An 18,412-nucleotide genomic window follows, 5' to 3' on the forward strand; every position below is an offset into this window, starting at 1 on the left:
GTTCATCGCCCCACAATGTTTTGTTTTCGCTAAAAAATGCAAATTATATTGATTTGACTATGGCTAGGCCTGAATTTTATAGCATGGAGTATACTTGCTGCCCGGAAGCTTCATGCGCCCTTGATTAACAAAGGCTTGTAATAGTTTATCCATATCAGACATCAGTGACTTATCACCCTCGAGAATGTAGGGCCCATGCTGTTTAATGGCTTTGACGCCATTGTCTTTAACGTTGCCTGCAACAATACCCGAAAACGCTCGTCTTAAGTTTGCCGCTAATATCTCTTTAGGTTGATCTAAATGAAGATTCAATGATGCCATGTTTTCATGTGTGGGTTCGAATGGCATTTGGAAAGGCTCTTCTATTTTTAAGGTCCAGTTAAAGTAGTAAGCATCACCTTCTGACTTTCGATACTCTCTTACATTCGGCATTTCTGATTTAATGTGTTTTGCCACACGTTCAGGGTCATCAATGATAATTTCAAATTTATCAAGCGCTTCTTTACCAAGCGTTTTTTCTACAAACTTTGCAATCTCATCAAAGTAAGCAGCGCTCGATGCTGGGCCTGTTAGTATAACCGGGAGCACTTGTTTTTTATTTTCTGGGTGGAGCAAAATCCCGAGTAAGTAAAGTAACTCTTCTGAGGTCCCAGCACCGCCCGGGAAAATGATAATCGCATGTGCCGTTCTAACAAAGGCTTCAAGGCGTTTTTCTATATCAGGTAATATAACGAGCTCATTAACAATCGGGTTGGGTGGCTCGGCAGCAATGATGCTTGGCTCAGTCAGGCCTAAATAACGGTTGCTGGTTATACGTTGCTTAGCATGACCGATGGTGGCGCCTTTCATGGGGCCTTTCATTGCACCGGGCCCGCACCCTGTACAAATATTTAACCCTCTTAGGCCAAGTTGATAACCTACTTCTTTGGTATATTTATATTCTTGCTCATTAATTGAATGGCCTCCCCAGCAGACGACCATATTAGGGTCAGTATTCACTTCTAATGCGTCAGCATTTCGAAGCATATCGAATACCATATGGGTAATCTCTTTCGGGTCAACGAGCGCATCCTGGTGGCGTTGACATATGAATAAAATGTCGCGGATCACGGAAAAAATATGCTCGTGAATACCATTTATGATGGTGCCATCGACAAAAGCAGATTCAGGAGGATTAGTCAGTTCGATTTTTATGCCGCGTTCGCGAGCGACTAATTTGACATTAAAGTTTTCAAACTTCCTGTAAATCTCATAGCTTGAGTCTGTATGGCTGCCTACGTTCAGTACGGCTAAAACGCAGTTTCTAAATAATTGATATCTTTCGAAAGTTGAAGACTGCTGTAGCAAGTCTACTTCTAATTGTGATAATAAATTAAGAACTCCAGTGGGGTTTAGCTGTACATGCATAGGCATTCTCCATGTTATTCTCTAATGCAAAGTTTATCTCTACCTGAGTTTTTGGCGTCATACAACGCATTGTCTGCACGGTCAAATGCAGATAGAGTTGTATCACCTTTTTTAAGTTGAGTCGCTCCCAGTGAAATCGTAATTTGTACCTCTTTTTCTTTAAATTTAAAGGGGATCGATTTAACTGTATTGCGTATTTTTTCAAGTGGGCTCTGTGCTGAGCTCAAAGGCATTCCTGGCATCAATAAAACAAACTCTTCGCCACCATAACGCGCGATAAAGTCTGCTTTTCGAATTGATTTTTTCAGTGCGCGAGCGATGACTTGTAATGTTTTATCGCCAGCACTGTGGCCATATTTATCATTGATTGATTTAAAGTGATCAACATCGATGACGACGAGCGTCACATCACTGTTGTGAACTTCAAACAAGTGAAATTCTTGATTATATCTGTCATCAAACGCTGTCCGATTGGGCAGTTTGGTAAGGCCATCTAGTAAGCTCTTGAATTTCTGTTCATTCAAGCGCTTTTTGTAATTTGTCACTTTTGTCTCGAGTAAGTTAATGCGGTCATTAATCTTGTCGAAACTTTGTAGTAAAACTTCTTTATCGCGCCTTTCTATGTTTTCTCTTTCTATGAGGTCTTTACTCAGTTCTTTTAACTCATTGTCAACAAGTTGCTTTAGCTCGGTAATTGACGTTGCCTGCTGAGTTTGGGTATTGAGTGTCGAGATCTTTTCTTCAATTCGCTTGTTTAAAGCAGACACTTCTTGGTTAACTGACTTTGACTGACTCGTTGTTTCTACAATGGATTTGTGTAGCTCTTCAAGCGTTTGATTTAAAGAAACGAGAAACCCTTGGGCTGACTGGCGTTCTCTTGCAATTGACTTTGCAAAAATACGAATAATACTGACCGCATTATCAAGCAACGAGTCTACGGAGTCATCAGACGACAAACTTTGTTTGATTTGCTTTATTTTTTCTGAGACATCTTCTTCAAAAACCAATTCATTTGTGAGAGAGAGTAGCTCAATAGCTAATTCTGGGTTGCTCTGAGATGTATTAAATTCAGGGGCAGCTTTAGCTTGCAAAGTCTGCATATAAAATTGTAGGACTTTTTCAAGCAACGGGACAAATTCAGAGACGGCTTTGATATCGCCTAGTTCATGGTCGAGTACATGCCTTAATTTGCGGCGTGTGTCATCTGGTAAGCCTTTTAGTTTTTGTAATTGTTTACCAGCAGATTGGATGTGTGTTGTTAACGCACGTTCATTCGCTTCATAGACAGTTTCTTGTTGTTTTAGCTGTGTGATGGCACTTTCGATAAGTGGGGTTATCTGTTCTATTTCCATGCCTTTATTCAAAGCACTGCGAAATTTTGCTAGTTGATTATCTAGCGCAACATCTTGCCCCCTACAACTAAAAGAAAGACGAGTGGCGAAGTCAGACAGCATCGAAACTTGTGTCTTTTTTGCCTCTTCTAACGCTTTTCTAGCGGAAATAGCTTGAGAGAGCTTTTTTTCTAATAGTACAGTTTTATCAGTCACAAAAATCCAACATCTTTTTTTACTATAACATTAGCAAGTTTACATCAAATTACTGAAAAATGTGGGAGAATTTAATGTTCAACTTAGCTTTTTATCATGTAGTTTTAACGAATTTATTAACTCAAGTATAAGGAATTTTGCTAATTTTAAGAAAACTATTTAATTTTTTATGATATGAAAAAAACTCTCTCGCTGATCTCATTGGCACTTTATAGTGCATTTTCTTATGCGGATGTTGAATACACGCTTTCTATTACTGAACCTGCGCATCATCTTGGTAATGTTGAAATCACTTTCCCAAAGTCTGCACAATCATATGTTGACGTGATGTTGCCTGACTGGCGAACTGGTCGATATGAAATACTTGATATGGCTAACGGTATTCGATTCTTTTCAGCCAAGACGCGACGAGGTGAAAAATTAAAATGGCATAAAATTGATAAAAATACTTGGCGAGTGCATTTAGACACACCGGCACAAGTTTCTGTCTCTTATCAAGTGTACGCTAATGAGTTAGCACTTAGGTCACGACATATAGATGACAGTCATGCCTTTATCGACGCTTCAGGGTTCTTTATGTTCAGTGACTCTTTTAGGCAAGAACCTGTGAAGGTCAACTTAAACGTGCCTAAAAATTGGCGCTCCGTATCAGGTATGGATTTTGCCGACTCACAACACAGTTTCAAAGCAGCAAACTATGATGTGCTACTTGATTCGCCAATAGAAACAGGTATCAATGAATTACATAAGTATTCGGTTGACGGTCGAGATTATGAATTGGTGATCTGGGGAGAGGGGAATTATGATGTTGAACTCATGATACGGGATTTAAAAAAGCTCGTTAAAACAGGTAGTTTGATTTGGCATGATTACCCTTATGAACGATATGTTTTCATGGTTCATGCCACCAGTGGGGCGAGAGGCGCAACGGAACATTTAAATTCAACGATTATCCAAAGACATAGAGACAGCTTTGCATCAAGAGATGACTATCTTGGTTTTATTTCAACGGCAGCTCATGAGTTCATTCATACTTGGAATGTAAAGCACTATAGACCGGATGGGTTAGTCCCCTATGATTATATCGACATTAACTATAGTGACTTGTTGTGGTTAGTCGAAGGCTCAACAAGCTATTTAGAAGACTTCCTATTATTGAGTGCTGGTATCACAACTAACCAAGAGTTTTATAAATCTCTAACGAGAACGCTTAATCGCCATTTAAATACACCTGGCCGAGAGGTGCAATCAGTTGCTGATACAAGTTTTGACAAGTGGATCAACCAAGGGGGTGACCACGGCAAAAACTATAGTACTAATATCTATTTGGAAGGCGCATTAGTGTCAATGGCATTAGATATCGATCTTATCGATAAAAGTGACGGTAAGGTCAGTTATCGAGATGTACATGGCGAGCTGTATAAACAGCATAAACTCCCAAGCTCTTTTAATAGCGAAGATGTTAAAAGGATCCTTAAACAGTTAAGCGGTCATAGTTATGCTATGTGGTGGGACACATATGTTGAAAAGCCTGCCATTATAGATTTCGACGAGCTCTTCAAAAAAGTCGGCTTAGAATATGTCTACCCACCTAGCACGATAAGGGTTGCCAGTATTGATGGAACTGCGAAAAGTGTTGGTCAAATGTTAGAGCTGACTCACGTCGCCAGAGGCGGTAGTGCATGGCAGGCTGGGTTAACAGCAGGCGACAAACTAGTCGCAATTGATAACCACCATGTTAGAAAAGATTTACCTCATACATTAGCTTTATTCCGTTCAGGGCAAACCGTGGAAGTATCCTTTATTCGTCGGCATAAACTCATGAAAGCTAAGATTAAATTATCCGAAAAAGCGAATATGGATAAGTTTGTTAGAGCGGTTGATAGGCCATCAAAAAGACAAACCAGACTTTACAAAGCTTGGTTAGGTGTCGCTCATCCAAATGCAAAATAATTAAAAAAGGGAGCTTTGTTACGCTCCCTTTTTTCATTGCAATGCTGTTGATTACATGATACGAGAGAAGAAACGAGAGCCTTTAGAACCTGAACGGTTTCTACGCATAGAAGAACGAATTTGAGCTCGAGTGCTTGCAAGCCAGCTTTCACGGTTTACTTTTGCATGATCGCCACGTCTTGCTTCTTCAGTTGCTCTAAAGCCGCAGAATTCGCGATACGCTTTTAAGTCTAAAGATAAGTCTTGTAGCACTAATTCAATCATGATGGCATCATCAATGTAACCAAGTACTGGCACATTGTCTGGGACAATATCTTCAGGCTCACCAAAGTAGGCTAAAGAAAGCATGATTTCTTTCTTTTCATCTTCTGGCATCTGCCATTCATCATCTTGAACTGCATCAATAAGTGCTGAGAGTGACATCATTCTTGTTCTGACAAATTCAGGTACATTGGTGCCTTCCATCTGCTCAACAAGTTCACGCGCTTTGGCGATAATTTCTTCTTCACTCAGATGAGTGCTTCGTTCAATGGCAGATTGCATCATGGAACGAAAGTGTTCTAAATCAACATCAGTGAGTTCAAAGTTTACTTGGATGGACATTATTTCTCCCTTACGCACTTGTTTATTTTTATATCCGTTGGGTAATACACTGCATGTGATTACCCACTATAGTTACGACACTATGCCATTAAATCATCACTAATTTAAGCTCAAATTAACAATAATTGAAAAAAAGTCAAAAGTTGATTGTGTAGTGTTCAACCTTATAAATATCTTAGTAAAAGATATGATTTTTGGCAGTGTAACGTGTCACTTTTTTAATGTTTATTTGTTGAAATGTAAAATCATCGCTCATATTTGGTTTAATAAACGCACTTTGGGGTTGGGCTTTGCGCTGTTGGTTGAAACAAGCTGCACTTCCTAACCTTTGTCGTTGCGGGCTTGCCCCGCAATCCATTTTGAGATTGATATGGATCTTAAAGCGATATATGGACTCCACCACACTTCACATACAGTGTAATGTGGTGTCGACCAAAACAAAGGAGTCCATATATGAATAATCGTAACGTGATTGCGCTCGATCTTGCAAAAAATATTATCCAAGTCGCAAAAGTCTCTAAACATGGCGAAATTATTTTTAATAAAGCACAGTCTCCATCTAAAGTTCGCCAGATACTCGCTAACTCTCCTCCTAGCATTGTGGCAATGGAGGGATGTGGCAGTTTTCATTATTGGGGGCGGGTTGCTCAATCCTATGGTCATGAAGTGAGAGGGATGTCTCCGAAACATGTTAAGCCTTATATAAGCAAACAAAAAACAGATGCCAATGATGCTATCGGGATTGCGATTGCTGCTATTCAACCAAATATGCCCTTTTCTCCAGTAAAAAACATAGAACAGCAAATTCTCCAAACGCTCACTGTGAGTCGTAAGTTTCTGGATAAACAACTTACACAACTCAGTAATCATATTAGGGCCTTATTTTATGAATATGGCATCACTATTCCTCGCTCCAAGAAAGCATTGAAAGAGGTTTTAACAGAGTGCAATAGTTTACCAGAGGTATTATTGCCATTACTCAGTGTCTTAAAAGCTCAATACCATCAAATAGAGCAATCTCTGAATAAAGTCACTAAAAACCTAGAACTGCTTGTTTCTCAAAATGAACAATGCCAACGTGTTATTGCGCTTGAAGGTGTGGGAGTTTTAGGCGCAGCGGGGCTAATTGCCAGCTTGAGTCAAACGGAGCATTTTAAAAATGGGCGATGTGCTTCAGTATATTTAGGCGTTACCCCAAAACAATTTAGCAGTGGCGGAAAAACCGTGATGCTGGGAATTGATAAATGTGCTGGAGATAAACAGCTAAAGTCCTGTTTATTTTTGGGGGCATTGTCATACATTTCTAATCTGCCGGAGAAACCCAAGACATTGAAGCAGCAATGGCTCTTAAGGTTAGTTGCTCGTTCAGGAGTGAAGCGAGCTTGTATTGCGCTGGTGAATAAAAATATCAGAACTGCTTGGGCAATGTTAAAACAAGGTACGAATTACCAGCCAGTTATGATTTAAAAAACATTTTAAAAAGAGTTCGACAACAATGTAATTAAAAGGTAAGACCAACCTTCTGAAAACCTGTCTGAACTTGAAGTGATAATACACTAACGAAGCGTTTAGGACAGAAGGTGCGAATAAATCAAAGGTTAGAGAGTAGCGCTCTCAAAAGAAACCGCATATACGCAAGCATCTTTAATTTTAAAAAACATGTTGTCAAACAAGTGGAGTCCATATACGAGTTCAGGGTGACGGGGTGGGGGTTGGTACCGTTGGTTTAAACAAGTTGCACTTTCTCACCTTCGTCGTTGCGGGCTAGCCCCGCAATCCATGTTTGAGATAGTTATGGACCCTGAAGCGAGTTCAGGGTGAAGGGGTGGGTTTGGTACTGTTGTTTAAATAAGTTGCACTTTCTCACCCTCGTCGTTGCGGGCTAGCCCCGCAATCCATTTTGAGATCGATATGGACCCTGAAGCGAGTTCAGGGTGACGGCGTTAGGTTTGGTACTGTTGGTTGAAATAGTTGGGTTTGGTATTGTTGGTTTGAACAAGTTGCACTTTCTCACCTTCGTCGTTGCGGGCTTGCCCCGCAATCCATTTTGCGGTCGTTATGCTTGTATGCGGTCAATACGCGGACCCTGAAGCGATATATGGACTCCACCACACTTCACATACAGTGTAATGTGGTGTCGACCAAAACAAAGGAGTCCATATATGAATAATCGTAACGTGATTGCGCTCGATCTTGCAAAAAATATTATCCAAGTCGCAAAAGTCTCTAAACATGGCGAAATTATTTTTAATAAAGCACAGTCTCCATCTAAAGTTCGCCAGATACTCGCTAACTCTCCTCCTAGCATTGTGGCAATGGAGGGATGTGGCAGTTTTCATTATTGGGGGCGGGTTGCTCAATCCTATGGTCATGAAGTGAGAGGGATGTCTCCGAAACATGTTAAGCCTTATATAAGCAAACAAAAAACAGATGCCAATGATGCTATCGGGATTGCGATTGCTGCTATTCAACCAAATATGCCCTTTTCTCCAGTAAAAAACATAGAACAGCAAATTCTCCAAACGCTCACTGTGAGTCGTAAGTTTCTGGATAAACAACTTACACAACTCAGTAATCATATTAGGGCCTTATTTTATGAATATGGCATCACTATTCCTCGCTCCAAGAAAGCATTGAAAGAGGTTTTAACAGAGTGCAATAGTTTACCAGAGGTATTATTGCCATTACTCAGTGTCTTAAAAGCTCAATACCATCAAATAGAGCAATCTCTGAATAAAGTCACTAAAAACCTAGAACTGCTTGTTTCTCAAAATGAACAATGCCAACGTGTTATTGCGCTTGAAGGTGTGGGAGTTTTAGGCGCAGCGGGGCTAATTGCCAGCTTGAGTCAAACGGAGCATTTTAAAAATGGGCGATGTGCTTCAGTATATTTAGGCGTTACCCCAAAACAATTTAGCAGTGGCGGAAAAACCGTGATGCTGGGAATTGATAAATGTGCTGGAGATAAACAGCTAAAGTCCTGTTTATTTTTGGGGGCATTGTCATACATTTCTAATCTGCCGGAGAAACCCAAGACATTGAAGCAGCAATGGCTCTTAAGGTTAGTTGCTCGTTCAGGAGTGAAGCGAGCTTGTATTGCGCTGGTGAATAAAAATATCAGAACTGCTTGGGCAATGTTAAAACAAGGTACGAATTACCAGCCAGTTATGATTTAAAAAACATTTTAAAAAGAGTTCGACAACAATGTAATTAAAAGGTAAGACCAACCTTCTGAAAACCTGTCTGAACTTGAAGTGATAATACACTAACGAAGCGTTTAGGACAGAAGGTGCGAATAAATCAAAGGTTAGAGAGTAGCGCTCTCAAAAGAAACCGCATATACGCAAGCATCTTTAATTTTAAAAAACATGTTGTCAAACAAGTGGAGTCCATATACGAGTTCAGGGTGACGGGGTGGGGGTTGGTACCGTTGGTTTAAACAAGTTGCACTTTCTCACCTTCGTCGTTGCGGGCTAGCCCCGCAATCCATGTTTGAGATAGTTATGGACCCTGAAGCGAGTTCAGGGTGAAGGGGTGGGTTTGGTACTGTTGTTTAAATAAGTTGCACTTTCTCACCCTCGTCGTTGCGGGCTAGCCCCGCAATCCATTTTGAGATCGATATGGACCCTGAAGCGAGTTCAGGGTGACGGCGTTAGGTTTGGTACTGTTGGTTGAAATAGTTGGGTTTGGTATTGTTGGTTTGAACAAGTTGCACTTTCTCACCTTCGTCGTTGCGGGCTTGCCCCGCAATCCATTTTGCGGTCGTTATGCTTGTATGCGGTCAATACGCGGACCCTGAAGCGATATATGGACTCCACCACACTTCACATACAGTGTAATGTGGTGTCGACCAAAACAAAGGAGTCCATATATGAATAATCGTAACGTGATTGCGCTCGATCTTGCAAAAAATATTATCCAAGTCGCAAAAGTCTCTAAACATGGCGAAATTATTTTTAATAAAGCACAGTCTCCATCTAAAGTTCGCCAGATACTCGCTAACTCTCCTCCTAGCATTGTGGCAATGGAGGGATGTGGCAGTTTTCATTATTGGGGGCGGGTTGCTCAATCCTATGGTCATGAAGTGAGAGGGATGTCTCCGAAACATGTTAAGCCTTATATAAGCAAACAAAAAACAGATGCCAATGATGCTATCGGGATTGCGATTGCTGCTATTCAACCAAATATGCCCTTTTCTCCAGTAAAAAACATAGAACAGCAAATTCTCCAAACGCTCACTGTGAGTCGTAAGTTTCTGGATAAACAACTTACACAACTCAGTAATCATATTAGGGCCTTATTTTATGAATATGGCATCACTATTCCTCGCTCCAAGAAAGCATTGAAAGAGGTTTTAACAGAGTGCAATAGTTTACCAGAGGTATTATTGCCATTACTCAGTGTCTTAAAAGCTCAATACCATCAAATAGAGCAATCTCTGAATAAAGTCACTAAAAACCTAGAACTGCTTGTTTCTCAAAATGAACAATGCCAACGTGTTATTGCGCTTGAAGGTGTGGGAGTTTTAGGCGCAGCGGGGCTAATTGCCAGCTTGAGTCAAACGGAGCATTTTAAAAATGGGCGATGTGCTTCAGTATATTTAGGCGTTACCCCAAAACAATTTAGCAGTGGCGGAAAAACCGTGATGCTGGGAATTGATAAATGTGCTGGAGATAAACAGCTAAAGTCCTGTTTATTTTTGGGGGCATTGTCATACATTTCTAATCTGCCGGAGAAACCCAAGACATTGAAGCAGCAATGGCTCTTAAGGTTAGTTGCTCGTTCAGGAGTGAAGCGAGCTTGTATTGCGCTGGTGAATAAAAATATCAGAACTGCTTGGGCAATGTTAAAACAAGGTACGAATTACCAGCCAGTTATGATTTAAAAAACATTTTAAAAAGAGTTCGACAACAATGTAATTAAAAGGTAAGACCAACCTTCTGAAAACCTGTCTGAACTTGAAGTGATAATACACTAACGAAGCGTTTAGGACAGAAGGTGCGAATAAATCAAAGGTTAGAGAGTAGCGCTCTCAAAAGAAACCGCATATACGCAAGCATCTTTAATTTTAAAAAACATGTTGTCAAACAAGTGGAGTCCATATACGAGTTCAGGGTGACGAGGTGGGGGTTGGTACCGTTGGTTTGAACAAGTTGCACTTTCTCACCCTTCGTCGTTGCGGGGTTGCTCCGCAATCCATTTTGAGGTTGATATGCTCGTATGCCATCAATACGTGGGCTCTAAAGCAAGCTATGGATAAAGGTTTGTAATGTAAGGTGCTGGTGCGAGAGTGTTGTAGGGGGCAAATTTATGGTCATAGCATATAAATAAAAGCCTTTATGTTAATTAAGGCTTTTATTTGACCCTATTGTATGTCTCGTTAAGAGAATTGGTTCAGGGCTCTTTCTAAATACTTTCCTGACTGAACGTCAGCTTTAACGCGTGCTACATTGCGTTTCATTTGTTCAATCTGATCTGGATTAAGTTCCGCTAATTTATGCTTTATATCGCGAAGAGAGCTGATACTAAAACCAATACCTTCTCGTTCCACAAAGCTCGCCATTGCCGCCTTATCCCAAATAATAATTGGCATATCACAGAGCAAATATAACGAAAGCTTATGCGGGTTGTTGTACATTAAGTACTTGCCCGTTACGCCATCACATGAGTCCAAGGTATTGCCATACCACACTAAGCCAAAGTCACCATCAATATGGTCAATAACCTCATTTGATGGAAAGCAGCCTTTGTAATCTAATACTGTGTCTTCGACATTTTTGACTTTATTTTTGTCGTAGCCCACACCATACAGATCAAATTTAAAGTTGCCACGGTCAAGGTTATCTAACTCATAAATAAATGGACCCATATTACCTGCAAACACGACGCGGATTTTTGCATAGTCAGTATCCGTTCGTTTTGCATTGGGGCTATCTGTGTGTAAATAGTCAAAAGCCTCAATATTGGTAATTAGGGCTTGAAAATTTTGTTCGGTAAACCATGCGGCCATTTTGTCATTGTGGACAATTAATTGATCAGACTGCTTTAAAAGTGCCACTTCCTTATCTGAATGACCATATTTACCTTTTAAGCTTTTCAGGTCATGCACAAGGGTTAAGACTTTGCTATTTTTCAGTTTTGCGCCCCATAAACAATAACCATAAAACTTATTGAATGGATATTGTAGGCATACGGCACTGCCGGGCTTTAATTTTAAAATCGCCCATGTAACGCCCAGTGCGCTTATTAACGTGCCAAGAATCGAATTTGAGATCCATGTTTGCTTGAAACCAATATTTTTCCAGCCATTATTTTCTAAAATGGTTTCACAGTCCATTTTAGCTTTGCCAGCTGCATCAAACTTAGAGCGATAGTTTCTAGCTATATATACTTTATTACTCATAACCTAAACAAGCTCCTGAGTTGTTAATGCAAGTGCAGCTTCAATGGTGTCATCCATGTCGTAGTATTTATAATTGGCAAGACGACCCCCAAAAATAAATTTATCAGCATAAGGTGCTGTTTTAGCCAACTCCTGATACTTGGCTAATAGAGCATTATTTATTTCATCATTAATTGGGTAGTAAGGTTCGTTGTCCTTACTGAACTCATGCGGGTATTCTTTAGTGATGACAGTTTTATCACTTGTGCCAAATTCAAAATGTTTATGTTCTAAAATTCGAGTATAAGGAACGTCACGCTCAGTATAGTTAACCACTGCATTACCTTGGTAGCTGTCTTGATCTAGCACTTCGGTTTCAAAGTGTAAGCTGCGATATTCTAAAGCACCGAACTGACAATCAAAGAACTCATCAATCTTACCTGTATACAATACTTTATCTGCTAGTTGATTATAGTCATCAGCTTTATCAAAGTAGTTTATGCCTGTTATCACTTCGACGCCCTCTAACAGCGCTTCAGTTAATGCATTATAGCCACCGACAGGGATCCCCTGATAAGTATCATTAAAGTAATTATTATCGAAAGTAAACCGGAAGGGGAGGCGCTTGATAATAAACGCAGGTATTTGTGTGGCTGGACGGCCCCATTGCTTTTCAGTGTATCCTTTGATTAGTATTTCATACAGATCTCGCCCACCTAAAAATAGAGCTTGTTCTTCTAAGTTTTGTGGCTCTAAGTCAGCATAAGGAGCGCGCTCTGCTTCGATTTTATCTTTTGCTTGTTGTGGTGTAGTTACGCCCCATAATTGATAAAAGGTATTCATATTAAAAGGCAAGTTATAGAGCTTGTCTTGATAGCGGGCAACCGGGGAGTTGACATAATGATTAAATGTAACAAAACGATTTACATAATCCCAGACCAGCTGATTGCTGGTGTGAAATATATGTGCACCATACTTGTGGACGTTAATACCTTCTATATTCTCACAATAGATATTACCACCAGTGTGGTCGCGTTTATCAATAACTAAGACTTTTTTTCCTTGATCTGTGGCCTCTCGGGCAAACACTGCACCAAATAAACCTGCACCAACTATAAGATAGTCGTACTGCGTGTTTTTCATTCGATTTAGCCTCACTTAATAAATATTTAATAACTAACCTAAAATAATATCACATAAGTGAGGATTTAATTTAAATAAAATTAAATGTCGCTAATAATTAATATTTTCATAATTCGGTTGTTTTTAAATTTAATATATTAATTAATGGTGGAAATTAATGAGTCTGTTGTAGGGTTGGAAAACTAAATTATGTGTTTTTAAGATAGGTAACGTTTTTTGTTTTTAATCTTGTTTTTACTTTTTATAATGATGAGGTTTTAATTATTAGGGTGAAGTGAATTCACCCCATAATTTTATCTTTCAATGAATTTATTAATAATTCGACGCGTATTTGATTTATTTAACGCTTTATATTTTAGCTGTTGTATTTTCCTTCTCCAAAAAGCGGTTTTAAAAGACAGGCCTTTACTCATATTTCCAATTGTGGAGTCAAAGTCTAGATCTTGTTTTAGTGGACAAGGAGATAAGGTCAAAATTTCTATGTTCTTTTCCCACCAATGTTGGTAATCAGTATCGACAGGGCGACCAAACGGAATACTCGACTGTAGGATTTTTTTTGCACCATCTAGAGTGACAGCTTGTGCACAAGTGCCTGCAGATACTTTCTTTTGAATTTTTAAATTAAAAGTAGCATTGAGCTTAAACTCATAAGCGGTTGGGCGAGTGCGATCACCGTACTCAGCTAACTTTATCATATCCCATTCAAAATCAATTTCTGATAGAGCGGAGATGGCCTCATTAAGGTTGCCTACAACTTCAAAGTCATCTTCTAATATGATGGCCCAAGGAATTTCATTGTCTACAATGTGTTGCAGTACTTTTAGATGGCTCATGTAACAGCCGATCTCTCCCGGACTAAGTGGTTTATGGTAATCACTGCTGTTTTTTTCTACTGAATAAAATCTGTCACGTGTTGTTTGATCTACTTTGCTTCCCAATACTGCACTTATACGCTCAAATTTTATATCGAAAGGTGCGAGTCTCTGCGTTACCGCATCCAGTCTATCTGTGCTCTTATCTAAGTTTATTAAAAATATTGGTGGTTGAGTCATATTATTTTACTATTTCCAAGCTGACCGCCCAAGGTTTCTGCTTATCGAGGGTGGTACCAAAATTGACTGCAACTTTAGTTTCTGAAAGCTCACTCGTAAAAGTGGATCGACTGCTTTCGTTGCCAAAGTGCTGTTTTTCTTCCCAGTCAGGGCTTAGACAGGTTTTAAGCTGTTCATTTACTTGCTCAAACCTAACTAGCGCTTCAGTTTTACCTGAGAAAGATTTATTACATTCATAGGCTGTGTTGCCACTTGTGTACAAATTAATCTGGCAGCTGTTTTCAATTAGATGTGCTTTGGGACGCCAGCTTTTCATTAACTTGCCGTTTATTTCGCTGCCTTTCAAAATAGAAAAGCCATCACCCGCACCCGTGATCAATGCGTTGACTTTTTCACAGTCAGTCATGTTTTCAACTTTTTTCTGAACGTCGTTAGGTAATGAGTTACATCCAACTAATGTGATAAAACCAAATGAGTATATGAGGTGGCGAAAAACCATGGCAGCTTCCTTATCGAATTTTCCCTAAGCATACCATGGTCATTTGGGATGAGGTAGGTTATTGGTGCCTTTTGGCTAATGTCTCGACAACTTGTGATAAGTCGAGTTCACTTCGTTGTAAAAGTACTAATAAGTGGTAAATTAAATCCGCAGATTCGTTAAGTAATTCGGCTTTATCTTGTTTCATCGCAGCCAGTGCTACTTCAACACCTTCCTCACCGACTTTTTGGCAGCTTCGGCTTAAGTCTTTGGCAAACAGTGATGCGGTATAGCTGGACTCGGGATCAGCGTTTTTACGCTCCTTAATCACTTTTTGCAGTGTGCCTAAAAAGGCGAGTTCGGGTTGAGCGCCATCAAAGCAACTTTCGGTGCCAAGGTGGCAAGTAGGGCCGGCAGGCGTTGCCAAAATTAATATGCTGTCTTTGTCACAGTCAGTGTGTGCTTCTATGAGCTTGAGTACGTTGTTTGAAGATTCACCTTTGGTCCACAGTCTTGACTTAGATCTTGAATAAAAGGTGACAAGTTTTTTTTCAAACGTCACTTGTAGTGCTTCTAAGTTCATAAACCCTTGCATCAAAATGACGCCCGTTTCGTAATCTTGTACTATCGCAGGGATCAACTCTGATTTACTAAAGTCGACAGAGCTTATGTTGTCTGGTGTTAATTTCATAATCTTGTCGCTACCTTATTCTTTTTCAAATACTGTTTTAGTTTTGGTATTTCAATTACTTGCTTGTGGAATACACTGGCTGCCAGCGCACCATCTACATTTGCTTGGTTAAATACATCCACAAAATCTTGTTCTTTGCCTGCGCCACCAGATGCAATAAGCGGGATGTCACACAGTGATCTCATTTTACTTAGTTGTGATAAATCATAACCTTTGCGAACACCATCTTGATTCATGCAATTTAGTACGACTTCACCAGCACCTAAATCTTGCACTCGCTGGATCCATTCCTGTGTTTTATAGCGTGTTTGGCTGGCAGCGTTCGGGTCGCCGGTTAGCTGATATACTAAATACTCACTACTTTTATCATCATAAAAACTGTCTACACCCACAACCACACATTGCTTACCGAATTCATCGTGCAATTCTTTGATAAGTTCAGGCCTAGCTATCGCAGGGCTGTTAATAGAAATCTTATCCGCGCCTTGTTCTAACACTTTTGCGGCATCTGCAACGGATTTAATGCCACCTGCAACACAAAAAGGAATATCGATATTTCTCGCGATGTCTCTGACCCAGCTTAAATCAAGCAAGCGTTTTTCTACGCTGGCACTGATCTCATAAAAAACCAGTTCATCCGCACCTTGCTCGCTATATAGCTTGGCTAGTTCAATGATGTCGCCAACCACTTCGTGTTGTTTAAACTTGACCCCTTTGACGACTTGGCCATTTTTTACATCAAGACAGGGAATTATGCGTTTCGATAACATGCAATTGCCTCCTCAACACTAAATGCGCCATCTAATAAAGATTTGCCTAAAATAATGCCTGCGACACCAATTTCAATAAGCTGTTTGATGTCGTCCAATGAGCTTACACCACCTGAAGCTTGTACTTTTGCGGCTGGACTGTATTGTACTATTTGCTGATACAGTTCAAATGAAGGACCAGTCATGGTGCCATCCTTACTGATGTCCGTACATAGGAAGTCATACACGCCAAGTGCCAGATAAAAGTCGATTAACTCAAATAGTGAAACGCTTGAGTCACTTTGCCAGCCGTGCGTAGCAACAGACCAGCCATTTGCTGTTTTATTTACATCTAATGCAATGACAAAACGTTCCGCGCCAAACTCTTGGATCCACTGAGCTAATTGCTCTTTTTGGTCAACGGCTAATGATCCAATAACTACTTGGTTTGCACCTGCTTTAAGCCACTGTTTTATATCTTCATAAGCGCGGATCCCACCACCTACTTGGTATGGTGTATCCAGTTTGCTTGTCGCTGTTTGAATTTGTTGCCACTGCTTTTTACTTGGATCGCGCGCGCCCTCTAAATCAACAAGGTGTAATTTTATTGCTCCTGCATCTTGGTATTCATGCAAGCGAGTTTGCAAGTCAAACGGGTAAAATTGCGCTGTATCGTATTTGCCCTGATAGAGGCGAACAATTTGGCTATCTAAAACATCTAGTGCTGGAATTATCATGTTCGTTCCTTATTAAACTTGCCATTGCATAAAGTTAGTTAAAAGCTGTGCGCCCACTTTGGCGCTTTTCTCAGGGTGAAATTGCATGCCTGCGTAGTTATCTTTGGCGATGATGGCCGAAAATGCTTGTCCGTATTCGCAACTCGCGAGCGTTGTGTCATTGAGCTCATGGGCAAAGCTGTGCACAAAATACACCTGATCATCATTACTGATCCCTTGTGTTAATGGGTGTGCCTTGGTGACATTGATGTTGTTCCAACCCATGTGCGGACTCGTTAGTTCACCGGTTTGCAGTGCTTTAATGTTGCCGTCGATGACCCCAAGCCCTGTAATATTACCTTCTTCATTGTCATCACAGAGCATTTGCATACCCAAACAAATGCCCATGAGGGGTCTTTGGTAAGCGTTAATGGCGTCTTTCCACCCTTGCTCATTCAATCGTTTGATGGCCATATTAGCGTGCCCAACTCCCGGGAGGACAGCGCGGTCAAATTTAGCTAACTGACTAGGATCAGATAACACTTCAGGTGTCACGCCTAAACGTTCGAATGCAAAGCGAACTGAGTTGATATTGGCACATCCGGTATTAATTATGGCTATCATAAACACCCCTTTGAGCTAGCAGTAAGTTGAGACGCATCTTTAGCAATGGCCATTCTTAATGCGCGAGAAAATGCTTTGAATAACCCTTCAACTTGGTGGTGGCAGTTGCCGTCAGAGACACTGAGTATTAGGCTTACTTGGGCGTTATCGGATAGCGACTTAAAAAAGTGCTCGACCATTTGCACATCTAAGTCACCGACATTATCGCGAGTAAAGTCGGCATTGAGTACAAATGATGCTCGGCCTGATAAATCTAATTGGCACTCTGCTTTACATTCATCCATCGGTAAAGCAAAACCGTATCGCGCGATTTGAGATTTAGTGCCAAGTGCTTCTCGTAATACTTGCCCCAGCGCGATACCGACATCTTCGACTAAGTGGTGCTCATCTATGTGTAAATCGCCCTGTGCTTTTATTTCAAGGCCAATATTGGCGTGGGTACGGATCTGATCAAGCATGTGATCGAAAAAACCAAGGCCAGTATTAATTTCGCCATTGGCGGTTTGGTCTAGGTTTGCAGCAACCGAGATCTGCGTCTCTTTAGTATTTCTGATCACACTGGCTTGACGGTTTTGCGTGGTCAGCTCGGTGACAATTTTGTTCCAATCATCGTCGTACAAGATGCCTTGAATACATAGGTTTTGTGCAAGTTGGATGTCTGTTTGACGATCCCCAATCACATAAGAGCGTGCTAGGTCCACTTTTCCTGAGCGCATCAGAGAAGTGAGTAAACCCGTTTTGGGTTTGCGACAATCACAGTTGTCTTCGTCAAAGTGCGGGCATATCAGCACTTCGTCAAACTTAATGCCTTGTGATGAGAAGATTTCCATCATTTTGTTGTGCGGTGCGGCAAAGTCTTCTTCTGGGAAACTGTCTGTGCCCAAGCCATCTTGGTTAGATACCATGACAAGGCGGTATCCTGCGCTTTGCAAAGCCAGCATGGCTGGGATAACATTAGGTAGAAGCGCTAATTTTTCTAGGCTATCTACCTGCTTGTCTGTAACAGGTTCTTCGATTAATGTGCCATCACGGTCGATGAATAGATATGGCGTACTCATTTTACTTCC

16 protein-coding genes are annotated in these 18,412 nt (G+C 40.5%); 4 read left to right on the top strand and 12 right to left on the bottom strand.

Annotation, left to right across the window (positions count from 1 at the left end):
* Window positions 1-63: 63 nt before the first annotated feature.
* Together ppnN and JF50_RS15640 are read right to left on the bottom strand one after the other, a co-directional pair.
* Window positions 64-1,407 carry a nucleotide 5'-monophosphate nucleosidase PpnN gene (gene ppnN / locus JF50_RS15635; RefSeq protein WP_039610363.1) on the bottom strand — a complete coding sequence of 448 codons (1,344 nt, stop codon included), beginning with the start codon at window positions 1,405-1,407 and terminating at the stop codon, window positions 64-66.
* A gap of 14 nt (window positions 1,408-1,421) precedes the next feature.
* On the bottom strand, window positions 1,422-2,954 hold the full coding sequence (locus JF50_RS15640; protein WP_039610364.1) for a GGDEF domain-containing protein: 1,533 nt from the start codon (window positions 2,952-2,954) through the stop codon (window positions 1,422-1,424).
* Window positions 2,955-3,128: 174 nt separating this feature from the next.
* Between JF50_RS15640 and JF50_RS15645 the strand changes: the two genes are divergently transcribed.
* Window positions 3,129-4,907, top strand: coding sequence for a M61 family metallopeptidase (locus JF50_RS15645; protein ID WP_039610365.1), 1,779 nt, complete (start codon window positions 3,129-3,131; stop codon window positions 4,905-4,907).
* A 51-nt stretch (window positions 4,908-4,958) separates the two neighbouring features.
* Here the strand turns inward: JF50_RS15645 and JF50_RS15650 are convergent, their stop codons facing one another.
* Entirely contained in the window at window positions 4,959-5,510 is a 552-nt protein-coding gene (locus tag JF50_RS15650) for a YkvA family protein (protein ID WP_039610366.1), read from the bottom strand.
* A 453-nt stretch (window positions 5,511-5,963) separates the two neighbouring features.
* On the opposite strand from JF50_RS15650, the gene JF50_RS15660 reads away from it, so the two are divergent.
* From JF50_RS15660 to JF50_RS15670, 3 genes are all read left to right on the top strand, one after another.
* Window positions 5,964-6,977 (top strand): IS110 family transposase, encoded by a 1,014-nt coding sequence (locus JF50_RS15660; protein ID WP_039608907.1) that lies wholly within the window; start codon window positions 5,964-5,966, stop codon window positions 6,975-6,977.
* A gap of 695 nt (window positions 6,978-7,672) precedes the next feature.
* Window positions 7,673-8,686, top strand: a complete 1,014-nt coding sequence (locus JF50_RS15665) for an IS110 family transposase (RefSeq protein WP_039608907.1) — start codon at window positions 7,673-7,675, stop codon at window positions 8,684-8,686.
* Window positions 8,687-9,381: 695 nt separating this feature from the next.
* Complete coding sequence (locus tag JF50_RS15670; protein ID WP_039608907.1) at window positions 9,382-10,395, top strand: IS110 family transposase; 1,014 nt, start codon at window positions 9,382-9,384, stop codon at window positions 10,393-10,395.
* Window positions 10,396-10,890: 495 nt separating this feature from the next.
* On the opposite strand, the gene JF50_RS15675 is transcribed toward JF50_RS15670, so the two are convergent.
* The 9 genes from JF50_RS15675 to hisB form a co-directional block, all read right to left on the bottom strand.
* Window positions 10,891-11,913, bottom strand: coding sequence for a hypothetical protein (locus JF50_RS15675; protein WP_039610368.1), 1,023 nt, complete (start codon window positions 11,911-11,913; stop codon window positions 10,891-10,893).
* 3 nt (window positions 11,914-11,916) lie between these two features.
* Entirely contained in the window at window positions 11,917-13,035 is a 1,119-nt protein-coding gene (gene glf / locus JF50_RS15680) for a UDP-galactopyranose mutase (protein ID WP_039610369.1), read from the bottom strand.
* Window positions 13,036-13,328: 293 nt separating this feature from the next.
* Complete coding sequence (locus tag JF50_RS15685; RefSeq protein ID WP_039610370.1) at window positions 13,329-14,087, bottom strand: glycosyltransferase family 25 protein; 759 nt, start codon at window positions 14,085-14,087, stop codon at window positions 13,329-13,331.
* A 1-nt stretch (window position 14,088) separates the two neighbouring features.
* Complete coding sequence (locus JF50_RS15690; protein WP_039610371.1) at window positions 14,089-14,586, bottom strand: hypothetical protein; 498 nt, start codon at window positions 14,584-14,586, stop codon at window positions 14,089-14,091.
* Window positions 14,587-14,644: 58 nt separating this feature from the next.
* Entirely contained in the window at window positions 14,645-15,256 is a 612-nt protein-coding gene (hisIE, locus tag JF50_RS15695; protein ID WP_039610372.1) for a bifunctional phosphoribosyl-AMP cyclohydrolase/phosphoribosyl-ATP diphosphatase HisIE, read from the bottom strand.
* Window positions 15,253-16,026, bottom strand: coding sequence for an imidazole glycerol phosphate synthase subunit HisF (gene hisF / locus JF50_RS15700; protein WP_039610373.1), 774 nt, complete (start codon window positions 16,024-16,026; stop codon window positions 15,253-15,255). The genes hisIE and hisF overlap by 4 nt, the downstream gene beginning before the upstream one ends.
* Window positions 16,008-16,742 carry a 1-(5-phosphoribosyl)-5-[(5-phosphoribosylamino)methylideneamino] imidazole-4-carboxamide isomerase gene (locus JF50_RS15705; RefSeq protein WP_039610374.1) on the bottom strand — a complete coding sequence of 245 codons (735 nt, stop codon included), beginning with the start codon at window positions 16,740-16,742 and terminating at the stop codon, window positions 16,008-16,010. The genes hisF and JF50_RS15705 overlap by 19 nt, the downstream gene beginning before the upstream one ends.
* Before the next feature lie 12 nt (window positions 16,743-16,754).
* On the bottom strand, window positions 16,755-17,345 hold the full coding sequence (gene hisH / locus JF50_RS15710) for an imidazole glycerol phosphate synthase subunit HisH (RefSeq protein ID WP_039610375.1): 591 nt from the start codon (window positions 17,343-17,345) through the stop codon (window positions 16,755-16,757).
* A complete protein-coding gene (gene hisB, locus JF50_RS15715; RefSeq protein ID WP_039610376.1) occupies window positions 17,342-18,403 on the bottom strand; it encodes a bifunctional histidinol-phosphatase/imidazoleglycerol-phosphate dehydratase HisB in 1,062 nt (353 codons plus the stop codon). The genes hisH and hisB overlap by 4 nt, the downstream gene beginning before the upstream one ends.
* Window positions 18,404-18,412: the final 9 nt, after the last annotated feature.

The sequence above is a fragment of the Pseudoalteromonas luteoviolacea genome (genome assembly GCF_000814765.1).
GTDB lineage: Bacteria > Pseudomonadota > Gammaproteobacteria > Enterobacterales > Alteromonadaceae > Pseudoalteromonas > Pseudoalteromonas luteoviolacea_H.